We start from the raw sequence: 14,450 nt of genomic DNA, 5'->3' as shown, positions 1-14,450 counted from the left end.
CATGAAAAAATATCAAATTTACGTTCTGTACTCTGCATTTTTGGTGGCCGCCTGCCCTACTCAGGGAAAGGCCCAAAATCAGGAATTGGCTGCTCAAATCCTTGCCGACTCTTCGTTAACTCTTGTCGGCAATATGGCAAAGGATGTCATTAAAGAAGGTTTTAATGCTGGAAGTGGTTATTCTCAGATCTGGGCAAGAGACTTCAACACATTGATTGAAACTTCTTTAGATGTACGTTCCAAAGCAGATGTCCGGGGGGCAATCCTGCTGTTCTTTGCACTCCAGCAAAAGAATAACGAAATGGTAGATGGTTATGTGTTAAAAAAAGACTTTACATGGAATGATGATACGCCATATTACTCCAGTGCAGCCCCGGGTCATGTAGGATTTAAAAACACCGTTGAAACTGATCAGGAAACGTCACTCATCCAGTTGGTAGGAAAATATGTTGAAAAAACCGGAGATGTTGATCTGCTGAATGAAAAAGTAGCCGGCTTAACTGTGTTGACCAGAATAGAGAAAATGATTGCTTATCTAATGCTTGAACGTTACAATAAACAATATGGATTACTTTGGGGAGCAATGACGGCAGACTGGGGCGATGTTCAACCACACGATACTTTTGGCTGTGATTGGAACGAGCTGTCTAACGAAGCTATCGATGTTTATGATAATGCCATGTTCATTATTGCGCTGCAATACTTAATAAATATTGTACCGGATAAACAGAAAGTGGAGCAATGGACTCAATTAAAAAAAGGTATTTATAAGAATGTAAGAAAACACCTTTGGGATGCAAAAAATCAGAAATTCATCCCACATATTTATCCAGGTAAATCTCCTATCCCAGCTGGCTTTGACGAGAATACAATCTTTTATCACGGTGGCACCGCGATTGCAATAGAAGCAGGACTGCTCTCTAAAGACGAAATTGCCACTGTCAACAAGAAAATGGTAGAAAATGTAAGACTTTCTGGAATGCCGAGTATTGGCCTGACCTTATACCCGACCTATCCTGAAGGCTTTTTTACCGGAGGAATGTCCAAACCTTATAACTATCAAAATGGAGGTGACTGGACGTGGTTTGGCGCAAGAATGATCCAGCAACTCATTGCCAATGGTTTCGTCAAAGAAGCGTATGAAGAAGTCCGGCCTATGATCGATCGCGTAGTAAAAAACAAAGGCTTTTATGAATGGTATGGTAAAGGAAATATACCCGACGGATCAGGCAAATTTAAAGGATCTGCTGGAGTATTGAGCAAAGCAATAGCTCAATTTAAGGATTGGGCAGCGACCAATCAAAAGAAAAGTTAGCAAATATTCTCCTTCAGATTTCACCAGCTCAAATGCATTTCCACAAGGATGACATTTGAGCCGGTAAAATAAAGATCTCAGATAAACTAAAGACTATAATTCCCAGTTTTAGATCTGCTTGCCTGTTGCTTTAAAGGTTTTCACGATCGTTACCTTTCCAGAACCATTATTTGGTATAACATCAAAAGTAATCCTCACCACAAGGTTCGGAAACAATGCTAAACTTAAACGCGGCCCAGTAAGTGTTAAACTCTCCAGGTGGCTGAACATATCAACTCCGGCAACATTTTCCTCACTTAAGCTGGAAGATCCACGATCTATATCATCTCCATAATAAATTTTTGTAAGGATTACTTCTTTCCGGACGTTACTGATCGTCGCCTCTGCAAGCAATGCAGGATTAAATAAAAGCTGATAAGAACTCTCATCCAGGCTAAACTGGAAATTAGTCCTTGCACCTTGTATATTAGCAGGATGGTTTATATTATACAATGTTCTTTTTACCTTTACCACAGGCTTGGCTGAAACATAAAACACGCCCATCGGGCTATTGTAATTTGGATAAAAAGGAACTGAACCTTGGTTATCAAGTGTTCCAGGCAGTGTAAATATATTATCGAATAACTGTGACTGTACCACAGACTGACCGGTTATTTCTATAGTAGAATTTATTTTCAGGTTTACTTGCTGTGCTGAAGAAGTGGAAGAACCACCACCAATTATTCCACTAAGGAAACCTTTTACAATTCCCCCTATTCCATTGCTGGCAAGGTTTACCGCATTCAATATATTATCTTTAATAAACTGGCTCTTTATAAAACCCAGATTATCAGCAGCTTTCTTACTGCCAATTTTCAGGCCACCATCAATAAGGTTATTGGCGATGCCTGTAAAGAAGTTAGTCCCTTCTTTTTTCTGCTCTACAGTTCCCGAAATAGTTCCTGTCTCTTTTCCGTTGAGTGTAATTTGACTAATAGAATTGGGATTAATTGACCAGTTGAGCTGTAGATTTTGATAATTTATAGCATTGATATTACTATCATACGCCATTTCAAATTCCGAAGCATACCATGCCCCCGTACCTGAAACCATATAAGGCTGTATCTGAGATACATTAACATTATTTATCCCAACATCTACAACATCTCCTCCCGAAAAATTCAACAAAGGAGAACCTGCTGCTGCGGGGCCTCTTAGATTAAGCAGATAAGCCAAATTACTGGAAGGATAGGAAGAAGGTGTTGTAAAATAAAAGTAAGTTCTTAAAAGGCCCCTATATTTATTATAAAGCATAAAATAAGCAGGATTTAAAGCAGAGCTCGTATTAAATGTATTATAAACAAGTTCCCATCCATCAGATTTCTTATAGTCAAATACAATATCATCGTCAATCTTTCTGCCACCAAGCCCGGATTGCCATGGCACTGGTATCGGAGTGGTATTCGGAGGGGCGGGCATATAAGATATATTTTCCCAGTCCAAAGGATAAGAAGGAATTCCGTTCCCCATGGGAGAAATCAGCTTTTTATTGCCATAGATCTGACTGATATTACTTCTATCGGGCAGCGCTTCCTTTTTACAGCCGGCAAGGACTAATACTGTGAAAGTAAGAATATAGAAACTTAACTTTCGGTTAGCTTGTAGATAATTTTTCATAGTGTAGATTTAATTTACATGTAAATTAAAAAATTAAAATCACAACACCATCACATTGATTATATTTTTTTCCATAAAACACAATACAACACTCTGTTATGGAAACATAAAAACCAAAAACAGTAACAAAACTCATATTTGCATAAATAATATTAATCTAAAAATTAAAAAGGCAAAAAAAATAGCAGAACCAGTGTAGCTTTAAAAATTGATGTACTGAACTAAAGGTGCATCAATGCAAATTTGACATTATCTTTGTTTTAAATAAATGACCAACTGTGGAAGAAACAACAGGATTACTGGACAAGATCAGGCATCACGATAAATTGTCGATTGCCCTGAATGAGAATTGTAAGATAGCTTTGCCTGAGGACGTCATGCGCATATTGCGAAAACCGCACCGCCTTTCCTATTATTATTTCCAATACCTGGAAAAGGGTTCAGAAACATTTAAAACTGATCTGAAAGAGTTTACCATTAATGATGGTGAACTGGCTTTCGGATTGCCCAACCAGATCTTTACCAAGTTACCTTATGATAAAAACATGCAGCAGTATGCGCTTTCTTTTGATGAGCATACACTGACGCTGCTGCCAGGTACTTATCAATTCCTCGTTAACCCGTTCAATGCCAACAAAATTACTTTTGACGCGGCTGCACAGCAAAGGATAAAAAATCTGCTGTCAGGATTGTTTCTGCTCCTGCATGCGCCCGGAAAGCAAAGAAAAGCCGAGGTTATCCTCGCGCATTTACACACGCTGCTGACCGAGTTCAATACCGCTTATTTTGAGCAATATCAAAGTCAGGAAGGTATTGCCGGTTCCAAACTGGCAAAATATATAGCTTTTAAGCTGGCAGTGGAAACCCAACTGACCGAGCATCACGATGTACAGCGTATTGCAGATGAACTGGCGTTAACTTCCAGTACCCTTTATGGTATTGTAAAAGAATTTGGAGGTGTTTCTCCAAAAGAATGGATCACAAACCGGATCATGCTAGAAGCACAGCGAAAACTACAATACACCAATATTTCGGTCAAGGAACTGGCTTATGAGCTTGGATTTAACGATCCTGGTTACTTTTCACGTCTTTTCAAAAAGAGTATTGGTAAAAGTGTTAGCCGTTACCTGGCTGAATTACAGGATTTGTCCCACAATTAAACAGATTTGTCCCCATCGCCCGTTTTCCTGCTGCCTAGCTTTGTTCATTAATTAAAAGAAAAAAAAAATGAAATCAGCATTAGTAACAGGAGCAAATAAAGGCATTGGCTTTGAGGTAGTAAAAATACTTGCCAAAAAAGGATTCTTAGTTTATTTAGGCAGCCGGAATTTAAAAAACGGCTTATCAGCAGTTGAAAAACTTAAATCTCAAGGGATTACAAACGTTGAGGCTATTGAATTGGACGTAACCAATCAGGAGTCTATCCATAGTGCATATACAACAATTAGTAAAAAATCGGATGTTCTGGATGTACTCGTTAACAACGCAGGTATCTCGGGAGGACTTCCGCAATCCGCACTAAATGCAACTACTGATCAGTTCAGAACGGTGTATGAAACAAATGTTTTTGGTGTAGTTAGCGTAACGCAGGCTTTTATTGAATTGTTGAAAAAATCATCCGAACCACGTATAGTAAATGTAAGCTCTGCGATGGGCTCGCTGACTTTAGCAGCCGATACTTCTTCTGCTGGTTACGACAATAAAATGGCGCTATACCAGTCTAGTAAAACGGCGCTGAACATGTATACAATTAACCTTGCCTACGAGCTTCGGAATACTCCATTTAAAGTCAATGTTGTTTGTCCGGGATGGACTAAAACTGACTTCACAGATCAACAAGGTACAAGTACTGTGGAAGAAGCAGGGCAACGTATTGCCAAATATGCATTAATCGGCCAGGACGGCCCTACTGGAGAATATTTCAGTGAAGAATATTTCCCCGGAACAAACTGTCCATGGTAAAATCAAAGGCTCTTTACGTTAGCGTAAAGAGCCTTTGACAATTGTCTGAGTATAAATCAAGTTTAATTCATAGTTCTGAACTCTACAGGAGTTTTTCCTGTTTTCTGCTTAAAAAGTTTATTAAAATATTGAGGATAATCGAATCCTAATGCATACGCTATTTCATTAACAGATTTATCTGTACTTAACAATGTATTTTTAGCTTCCTCAATTAAATAAAAATGAATGTGATCCTGGGTGTTTTTTCCGGTTTCTTTTTTTAGCAGATCACTCAGATAACCAGGTGACAAATGCACCTGATCTGCCATATATTTCACTGTAGGCAGGCCCTTTTCTTCTATATTACCCTTAAAATATGCAGTCAGAATTTTTTCAATTTGAATAACCACTGAATTATTGGAGCTTTTCCTGGTAATGAATTGCCGGCCATAAAAACGGCTGCAATAACTTAGCAGCAATTCAAGCGTAGAAACAATAATAGTCTGGCTATGTACATCTATATTTTCTTTAAGTTCAGTTTCAATTTTCAATACACAATCATATAAAACCTGCTTTTCCTTTTCAGACAAATGAAGTGCTTCTGATGTTTCGTAAGAAAAAAAGCTATAATCTTTCATTTTATCATTTAATGAAGTTGTCCTGATTAAATCGGGATGGAAAAATAATCCCCAACCCATCAGGTTTTCTGATGCTTCCAGATCGTTATCAACTTCAAGAACTTGGTTAGGCGCCATACAGATCAAACTACCATCCTGAAAGTCAATAACTTTGCGACCATACTTCATTTTGTTACTAGGATAATTTTTAAACATCAGTGAGTAATAGTCTGCGGAAATTTTCATCTCATTATCTATTTGCTCATCCACTTTACTAAAGTCTATTACAGCGACTAAAGGATGTTGAATATTATTACCCAAACCGAATAGTTTCAGCATATCTGAGATTGTTTTTAAATGAATAAATTCACTCTTCATATATGGTAAATATCCTTTTAAAGAAATTAAATCCCAAATTGACTTTTTATCCCTGCTACAAATGTTTCATCGTCATATTGCCTGCGATCTGCTAACATTATCCGGGCATCTTCTCCCGCGGCATATCTGAGTTGATCCTTACCGTCTGTAGCCGCTTCATAAATAACACCAGCGATCACAGCAGCCGGCGAAGCATTTTCAAATAATACCTGCATTGCCGACATGATCTTTCCGATTAATGGCTGATATTCAATAAGGGTTTCATCATTACTTACATCAAGGGAGCGGCCAATAAAATCAGTGTCAATACCACCCGGTTCCACAATCTTTACTTCTCCTCCAAACTGTTCCAGCTCATACTTCAAAGATTCGGAGATACCTTCTACGGCAAACTTGGTTCCATGATATAAACTGCCTAATGGAAAAGTCATTTTGCCACCAATAGAAGAAATATTAATGATCATTCCGCTTTTATTCACGCGAAAATGGGGTAGCAATGCTTTAGTAACATCTAAAAGACCAATTACATTCGTGTTAAACTGGCGAATAATTTTCTCTCTTGGAGAAGCCTCCAAAGGGCCATAAGCACCATAACCGGCATTATTAAGCAGTACATCAATTTTTCCAAATCTTTGAATACCTTCATATACTGTACTTTCAATAGAACCTAAATCCAAAACGTCGAGTCTGGTCACCAAAACATTTTCTAATGCTTGTAGTTCTGCCCCATTTTCTGGATTACGCATAGTAGCAATAACGTTCCAACCTTCCCGCTGAAATAACTTCGCAGTTTCTTTTCCTAAACCACTGCTTGCACCTGTTATTAAAATTGTCTTTTTCATTTTTTCGATTTTAATTATAGGGTAAAGGTCGTGTCAATGGATTAGTGGCAGGTAATACGAATTCAGGAGATTTGTATTCTTTTTACTGATTATCTGGCAATTAATTCGTTATCCTCAGGTAATACCTGCTCGAGTTTTTTAAATGTAAAGCCAGCAGTAATCCCGTGTATGCCAATAGAAATAAGTACAATAAAAGCTATAATTGACCAAAGGGCATCCTGATCCTTAAAGAAAGTAGTTCCAAAGGCGAAAGCCAGGTAATAAATAGATCCCATTCCCCGGATACCATAAAAACTGATCACCAGTTTCTCCTGAATTTTGAGCTTTGTGCCAATCAGTCCGATCAAACCAGATAATGGTCTGATCACAAAGATAAAGACAATCCCAAACGCGGCCATTGGCCAGGTAAGGCTGTTCATTACGCCCCGCACAAGACTTCCTCCAAAGAGAATTAACATAATGGCCACAAGAATCCTTTCAATCTGATCTGAAAATGCATGCAGGCGGTTATGATATTTGTGATCCCTCTTGTAAGCTCTGAGGGTTATTGCAGCAATAAATACGGCAATAAATCCATATCCATGAATGCTTTCAGTCGCACCGTATACGATCAATGTTGCTGCTATAGAGACAAAACCATCCTGAGTAAAGAAAGTCTCGTATTTCTTACCAAGCGTAAAAAGTACATACCCTAATAATTTACCCAATAGAAATCCACAAATTAAGCCGGCAGCAATCTGGTAAAGCACATGTTTCAATGCCCATGTAAACAAAAAGGAAGTATCACCTCCTGAAGTCATGGCCAGCGCTATGGCGAGCCATACAAAGGGAAAAGCCATGCCGTCATTAAAACCAGCCTCGGCAGTCAGAGAAAACTTAGCATTGTCACGATCCTGCTCATTGGGATCACCAACCTGCACATCAGTAGCTAGTACAGGATCTGTAGGTGAAAGTACGGCAGCAAGTAATATGGAAGTAGAAAGAGGCATTTTAAAATAGTAAATACCTATTAATGTAACTGCTGCTATACAAAGAAACATGGTAATAGTAATCAGCCGGAATGGAATTATCCATGTCCTGAATGAAAATTTCTGATCTATTTTCAGTCCTGTACACATCAACGAGACAATAAGTACGAGCTCTGTTAAGTGAAGTGTAAATTCACCATGTACCCTTGGATTTGGGGCAGGCAGAAAGTCAAAAACGCTGTAAAGCAGCATACCGATTAAAAGGTAAATGATGGAATATGATATTCTTGTTTTGGCAGTAAATGATGGCATCCAGGCCATTCCAAGGATTCCTACCCCTATGATCGTAAGTATAACGAGGTATTGATCCATTCTTTTATAATTTCTAAATGACAACAATAAACTTTAAAGATTGTTGGACACTTAAAATCCTTTATGGTTTTTTATTTAAAAAGAATTGTATTCAGGATAATCAACTAAACACCAGTGTCCCACCCTTCGGACATTTTTATGTCCCTACTCTATTTATAACAGGCTTTTCAGGTCCTTCCCCTTTTGAGTTAGATAAATTTACGTATTCAGTCCATCTCCTGCTCTGGCTTTTTGATTCTTCCGAAAGGAATACAAGATTATATTGTTATTTATAGTATAAAATATTATCTATGCCCTAATATTTAAAAATATGAGATGAGAGCAGAATGTATTCCTGAAATGAATTATCCTGGAATTTATTTCAGGCAGCTTGAAAAGGAAGATTTACAAAGCTGGTATGATTATTTATCTATCAAAGAAGTATATGAGGGTACCAGTTGGAACCTTAACTCCGTTAACGATCTGGAATCATTATACCTGGAATATAATGCTGCTGATAAAGACTCTGCTATACGTTTAGCCGTCATTGACGAAAACAATAATACCCTGATAGGAACAATAGGTTTTCATACCATCTCTACTGTAAACAAAAGTGCAGAAATTGCTTATGATTTATCACCTGCTTACTGGAAAAGAGGCATAGCAACTGCCATGTGCAAAGAAATAACTAGTTGGGGATTTTCAAGCTTTGGCTTCATTAGGATACAAGCTACCGTTCTTGAAACAAATTCACGTTCTGAAAGTGTACTTACAAAATGTGGTTACCAGTACGAAGGGTTACTGAAATCATACCGTATGGTTCGGGGAGTCCCAGGTAATTTTAAGCTATATTCACATTTAGCAAAATAACCGGATATGGACGAGCTTAATGAAGTTCAGCAAAAAACCTATGCTATAGCAACAAATTGGGAGCCCGTGCCAGCAGGCTACAAGCCTGTGAATCTCTATGAATTCTATACAAGTTTGAAGGATTCAGGAATCTAAAGAGAAGAATTTCAGTTATGTGTCCGCGGATACTGATCTTTTGGGCTGGGCCATTGAAAACGCGGCTGGACAAAATCTGTTTGTTGACGGGACTAACAATATTGTTATCACAAAGTTCTCCTCCTGGAAAAAACCAACGGATTATATGGCATTACCACTCACTCACGTGATCGTAAAAAAAGTAAGGAAATTATTAAACCGGAATTCTTAGAATTCAGGATTGTTTTCGCATACTTTGCTTAATTTTCTCTCTGTGCTGTTCACCCCAGGCACTCAATTCACCTATCACGTTTTTTAAAGTCTGGCTATACTCAGTTGCTTCATAAATAATACTTACCGGGGTGGTCGGATATACATTACGTTTGATAAAGTCATTCAATTCCAGATCTTTTAACTCTTTAGCTAATACCTTGGAGGATATTCCAGTGATTTCATGTTGAATCTCATTAAAACGTTTTGAGGATTGTACCAGGCAAAGGATCAATGCCACCTTCCACTTTCCATTCAGAACATAGAGTGCATCAAGCACGTTTTTGAGCGAGCCTGCGCATTCTTCATGGCTTGGAAGATCCTCATTTCTAATCATTTTCATAGTAGTAAAGATACATCACTTACCTCAATGTAACTACTTTCCTTTAGGTAAGTACGGACTTTTAATGACTTGCCAACCCTACTTTTGCTGGTGTTAACAGTATTAAAAATAAGCAATATTATTATGAAACATATCCTTCATTTAATCTCAAGCATGCAAGGCAAAGAATCACACAGCATTAAGCTGGGTTATACCATAGTTGAAAAAATTCAGCAAAAGTACCCGGGTAGTACTGTGGAAGAATTAAATCTTGTCGATGCCAAAATTCCACATCTTAGTCCTGAAGTTCTTCGTACCTTCTTTATTCCTGGAGAGCAGCTAACCGCGCAGGAAAAAGAATCTATCCGTTTTTCTGACCAGGTCGTTAAACAATTATTGGCCGCGGACATCATTGTTATTGGTGCACCGCTTTACAACTTCACTATCCATTCGTCACTTAAGGCATGGATTGATCATATTACCAGGGCAGGAATAACTTTTGGGTATGGTGAAAATGGCCCTGTCGGAATGGTAACAGGAAAAAAAGTTTATGTGGCCATGTCTTCGGGCGGTGTATATTCACAAGGCCCGGGTAAAGCTAACGATTTTGTTGCTCCTTATTTGCAAGCTTTTCTTGGCTTTTTAGGCATGACTGATCTCACTGTATTCCGTGCAGAAGGATTAAAAGTACCCGGAGTAAAGGAAACTGCAATGGAAGACGCAATTGATAGTATAAAGATTGATTAAACCTTCAAAATAATGTTTGAGGTGGCAGAAACCTGCATTACCTCAAACATTGAATCTATTCTATCAATCTCTATTTTTCCTCCCCGACCGGAGTACCAGGTTCAATTTCATAAGCTTTTTGTACCAGTTCATCACGTTTACCAGTTGTACTATTTTGCTTTTTAGTCCATACTAATTTTTGTTGTTCTTTGATTTGATCTGCAAAAGATTCAGGTAAAAGATTACGGTAATTATCGATCTCATTACTCAGAACTTTAACAATTAAATCTACAATAGCTTCCGGATCATATTGTTCATGAGGAAAAGATATCTTACTATAGTCAAATACCGTATGATTATCATCATCTCTCCACTCTTTCCATGTTTCAAACATCCTGTCATTAAAACCAGTCAGGTAAGGGCCAGGGTTTATAGTAGCAACCTGAACCCCAAATTCACTAACTTCTTTATTCAATGCCTCTGCGAAAGCCTCAATTGAATGTTTGGATGCCGCATAAGCACCAGTAAAAGGATCGGCCGATAATCCGGCTACAGAAGAAAGAAATACAATTTTCCCTTTCTTATTTTCTATAAACTTCTTAGCAAAGCCCTGTGTCAGCGCCAGTGGGCCAAAAACATTAACTTCAAATTGACGACGAACTTTATCTAACGGGATATCAACAGCAGATCCGCCTTCTGAAATCCCTGCATTATTTAATAGCACATCTATGTCCCATTTCCACGCTTTAATATGATCATCAGAATTGGTAACGTCCAATTTCTCAACTTGCAAATCTATACCCCTATCTTCAGCTTCTTTTTTCAAACCAGCAATCTGAGCTACGATTTCAACTGTTGCAATTACTGAGTTTCCCTTTTCTGCTAAACGCAAGGCTGCTTCTCTCGCAAATCCTGACCCCGCTCCTGTTATTAATATCTTAGCCATAATTCATTTATTTTTTCAGGATAACATCATGTTCGTATGATTGTTTGGCATTTTTATAACAGCCTGCTCAGCCGGCCCTTATGATTTTCAATAATGAATTATTGTCTTAACACCATATTAAAGAGAGATTTTTCTGACACTTCAAATAAAAACTACAAAATCCATAGATTTAATCTTTTTAACAAAAAAAGAATACTATATTCGTATAATCAAAATAAATCTTTACAACCAGAACTAAATGAAAACAGATTTACATTTTATAAAAATGAAAAGAAAAACAGCTCAGGAAGGAACCCTCTTTCTATCAGACTGTAGCTGTTGCTATTGATTCTGCTCAGTAGTCACTGAGCAAGACTAAAACGCCTATAAATATCATATTTTAAAACCTGGCTGGATGCTAAAAATATCCAGATGGCTTTGCTATGCAATAATCACCTAAAACTAACGCATAAAACCAATTATCTGGTGCGTATAACCTGCTAACCATTGAATATTAACATTATGAAGAAACATTTACTCATTATCCTTTCACTTCTGCTAACGGCAAATTATGTTTCTGCCCAAAGTGCGATAACGGGCGTTATAAAAAGTAGTAACGGCGTTCCGGTACCACATGCAACAGTGCTGATCAGAGGCACTAAGATTTCTGCAACTGCGGATGTTGATGGCAAGTTCAGTATCGATTCAAAGCAAGAACTCCCATTTTACCTTCGGGTGAGTTCAGTTGGCTATAAATCACAGGATTTTCAGATTCTAAAGCTTCAGGATACACCTTTTGAGTTAATCCTGATCGAAAGTGCGCTGCTTGATGAAATCGTTGTCACCTCAAGAAGACGCTCAGAAGTATTGCAAGATGTGCCTATTGCAATTACTGTTATCGGAGGTCAGGCCGCAGAAAACGCAGGTGCTTTTAACGTTAACCGTTTAAAAGAACTGGTTCCCTCAGTACAATTATATGCTTCAAATGCCAGAAATACGACACTTAATATCAGGGGTTTAGGTTCAACATTTGGCTTAACCAACGATGGTATTGATCCAGGTGTAGGCTTTTATGTAGATGGAGTTTACCAGGCTCGTCCGGCTGCTACCTCTACAGATTTTCTGGACATTGAACAAATAGAAATATTACGTGGCCCGCAAGGAACATTGTTTGGTAAGAATACTACCGCAGGTGCATTTAACATCACTACAGCAAAACCAACACAAACACCAAGCGGAAAAGTTGAATTGAGTTTTGGAAACTACAACTTTATGCAGGCGAAAACATCAGTTACCGGAGGGATTGGAAAAAATCTTGCCGCAAGATTATCCATTTCCGGAACTCAACGCGATGGTACAATTTTCAATACTAAAGAAGAACGCAGATATAGCGGTCAGAACAACCTTGGTTTTAAAGGTCAATTATATTATACCCCTTCAGATAAACTACAAATCTTGTTTAGTGGAGATGCAAGCATTCAGCACCCCGCAGGTTACCCACTGGTAATTGCAGGGGTTACTGCAACAGAAAGAAGTCCTTACCGTCAGTATGCTAAAATTGTTTCTGACTTAGGCTACCAGCAGCCTGTAGTAGATCCGAAGTCCAGAACAATCAATACCAATACGCCATGGAAACACGATCAGTCCATCGGTGGGTTATCCGTAAATGTGGATTATAAAATAGGTAATGGAACCCTGACTTCAACTACTGCATGGAGATTCTGGAACTGGAATCCTACAAACGACAGAGATTTCTCAGAACTATCTGCATTGACTAAATCTCAGGGGACCTCCCGCCACGATCAGTATTCACAAGAAGTCAGATATGCCGGTAATCTCTCAGAAAAAGTAAGCGGTGTGATTGGTGTATATTTCCTTGGTCAGAATCTAAAAGGTCTGGGACAGACAGAAGAAGTAGGTAAAGATCAGTGGAGATTTGTGCAAACTAGTAATACTGGTGCACAGGCATTATATTCAACACCAGGTCTGCTAGATGGTTACGGTATCAAAACTAATTCAACTATTAAATCATTGAGTGCTGCTGTATTCGCACAGGTTGATTGGGAGATTGTGAACCACCTGCATGTTTTACCAGGGTTAAGATATACTTATGATAAAAAAGATGTAGACTATGACAGGACAACTTACGGAGGCTTGCAAACCACAGATCCTGCTTTACTTGCACTAAAAACAGCTGTTTATGCCAATCAGCGGTTCACAACCAATGTGGACAACAACAATTTGTCTGGTAATATCACAGTTTCATACCGTCCTACGACCAAGTTAAACGCTTATGGAACTTTTTCTACCGCTTATAAACCAGTTGGTGTTAACGTGGGTGGGTTGCCAACTACTGCTACCGGAGAAGCAGACTTGTCTGTAGCCGTCGTAAAACCAGAATATGTTCAACATTACGAATTAGGAATTAAAACTAAACCTGTTAAAGGTGCAATCGTAAACGTTAGTGCTTTTAATACAGACATTAAAGATTACCAGACCAATGTACAATCACCACAATTGGGTGTAAACAGAGGTTATCTTGCCAATGCAGAAAAAGTCAGGGTAAAAGGTTTGGAAGTTGATGGAACTTACCAGATAGGAAGGTTCTTAACTATAAATGCGGCTCTGGCTTATCTTGATGGCAAATATGTGAAATTTACAAATGCACCGCTTCCATTAGAAGAAACCGGTCATACAGAACTCGTGAATGGTGTAGCTACACAAGTAGCCTTTAAAGATGCTTCAGGTGGCAGATTACCGGGTATCTCTAAATGGAATGTTTCTGGTGGTGCAGAGTTCAGCAATCCTGGTAAACTGGCCACTACAACAGGCAGATATTTTATTGCTGCCGATGCGAGTTACCGCTCAGAATATTCTTCAAACCCAACTCCATCAAGTGTGTTAAATGTGGAGGGTTATTCGCTATTGAATGGTAGATTAGGATTTAAGTCAGATAAATTCTCTGTATTTATCTGGGCCAGAAATATCGCCAATAAAAATTATTACGAACAATTGCAGGCCGCAGCGGGTAACTCCGGTTTATATGCTGGCGTACTTGGTGATCCAAGAACCTATGGGGTAACACTACGTTATTCTTTATAAGGTTTTTATATTGTGTAAAAGCCGTCTCCAACTAAAGGGGACGGCTTTTTTAT

General features: G+C 38.4%; 12 protein-coding genes. 6 read left to right on the top strand and 6 right to left on the bottom strand.

What is annotated here, in order from left to right; genetic code table 11:
- The first annotated feature begins 1 nt into the window (after window position 1).
- Complete coding sequence (locus tag HDE70_RS06580; RefSeq protein WP_183888883.1) at window positions 2-1,315, top strand: hypothetical protein; 1,314 nt, start codon at window positions 2-4, stop codon at window positions 1,313-1,315.
- Window positions 1,316-1,423: 108 nt separating this feature from the next.
- Here the strand turns inward: HDE70_RS06580 and HDE70_RS06575 are convergent, their stop codons facing one another.
- Entirely contained in the window at window positions 1,424-2,971 is a 1,548-nt protein-coding gene (locus HDE70_RS06575) for a hypothetical protein (protein ID WP_183888881.1), read from the bottom strand.
- Between the two features lie 278 nt (window positions 2,972-3,249).
- Here HDE70_RS06575 and HDE70_RS06570 point away from each other — a divergent pair, with 278 nt between their 5' ends.
- Both HDE70_RS06570 and HDE70_RS06565 read left to right on the top strand, forming a co-directional pair.
- On the top strand, window positions 3,250-4,131 hold the full coding sequence (locus HDE70_RS06570) for a helix-turn-helix domain-containing protein (protein ID WP_183888879.1): 882 nt from the start codon (window positions 3,250-3,252) through the stop codon (window positions 4,129-4,131).
- Window positions 4,132-4,198: 67 nt separating this feature from the next.
- Window positions 4,199-4,933 carry an SDR family oxidoreductase gene (locus HDE70_RS06565; protein WP_183888877.1) on the top strand — a complete coding sequence of 245 codons (735 nt, stop codon included), beginning with the start codon at window positions 4,199-4,201 and terminating at the stop codon, window positions 4,931-4,933.
- 62 nt (window positions 4,934-4,995) lie between these two features.
- Here HDE70_RS06565 and HDE70_RS06560 read toward each other — a convergent pair whose 3' ends face one another.
- From HDE70_RS06560 to HDE70_RS06550, 3 genes are all read right to left on the bottom strand, one after another.
- Window positions 4,996-5,868 carry a helix-turn-helix domain-containing protein gene (locus HDE70_RS06560; RefSeq protein WP_260160012.1) on the bottom strand — a complete coding sequence of 291 codons (873 nt, stop codon included), beginning with the start codon at window positions 5,866-5,868 and terminating at the stop codon, window positions 4,996-4,998.
- A 65-nt stretch (window positions 5,869-5,933) separates the two neighbouring features.
- Window positions 5,934-6,749 (bottom strand): SDR family oxidoreductase, encoded by an 816-nt coding sequence (locus HDE70_RS06555; protein ID WP_183888873.1) that lies wholly within the window; start codon window positions 6,747-6,749, stop codon window positions 5,934-5,936.
- An 89-nt stretch (window positions 6,750-6,838) separates the two neighbouring features.
- Entirely contained in the window at window positions 6,839-8,089 is a 1,251-nt protein-coding gene (locus tag HDE70_RS06550) for a cation:proton antiporter (RefSeq protein WP_183868998.1), read from the bottom strand.
- 315 nt (window positions 8,090-8,404) lie between these two features.
- On the opposite strand from HDE70_RS06550, the gene HDE70_RS06545 reads away from it, so the two are divergent.
- Window positions 8,405-8,938 carry a GNAT family N-acetyltransferase gene (locus tag HDE70_RS06545; protein ID WP_183888871.1) on the top strand — a complete coding sequence of 178 codons (534 nt, stop codon included), beginning with the start codon at window positions 8,405-8,407 and terminating at the stop codon, window positions 8,936-8,938.
- Between the two features lie 349 nt (window positions 8,939-9,287).
- On the opposite strand, the gene HDE70_RS06540 is transcribed toward HDE70_RS06545, so the two are convergent.
- Window positions 9,288-9,665 carry a winged helix-turn-helix transcriptional regulator gene (locus HDE70_RS06540; protein WP_260160010.1) on the bottom strand — a complete coding sequence of 126 codons (378 nt, stop codon included), beginning with the start codon at window positions 9,663-9,665 and terminating at the stop codon, window positions 9,288-9,290.
- A 123-nt stretch (window positions 9,666-9,788) separates the two neighbouring features.
- On the opposite strand from HDE70_RS06540, the gene HDE70_RS06535 reads away from it, so the two are divergent.
- Window positions 9,789-10,391 carry an FMN-dependent NADH-azoreductase gene (locus HDE70_RS06535; RefSeq protein WP_183869004.1) on the top strand — a complete coding sequence of 201 codons (603 nt, stop codon included), beginning with the start codon at window positions 9,789-9,791 and terminating at the stop codon, window positions 10,389-10,391.
- A 70-nt stretch (window positions 10,392-10,461) separates the two neighbouring features.
- Here HDE70_RS06535 and HDE70_RS06530 read toward each other — a convergent pair whose 3' ends face one another.
- Entirely contained in the window at window positions 10,462-11,316 is an 855-nt protein-coding gene (locus HDE70_RS06530) for an SDR family oxidoreductase (protein ID WP_221302013.1), read from the bottom strand.
- A gap of 501 nt (window positions 11,317-11,817) precedes the next feature.
- Between HDE70_RS06530 and HDE70_RS06525 the strand changes: the two genes are divergently transcribed.
- A complete protein-coding gene (locus HDE70_RS06525) occupies window positions 11,818-14,397 on the top strand; it encodes a TonB-dependent receptor (protein WP_183888869.1) in 2,580 nt (859 codons plus the stop codon).
- Window positions 14,398-14,450 lie beyond the last annotated feature (53 nt).

Origin of the sequence: Pedobacter cryoconitis (genome assembly GCF_014200595.1) — a bacterium.
In the GTDB taxonomy this organism is placed as follows: Bacteria; Bacteroidota; Bacteroidia; order Sphingobacteriales; family Sphingobacteriaceae; genus Pedobacter; species Pedobacter cryoconitis_C.
Note: the sequence above shows the minus strand (reverse complement) of the source record. Positions and strands in the feature narration are given on the sequence as shown.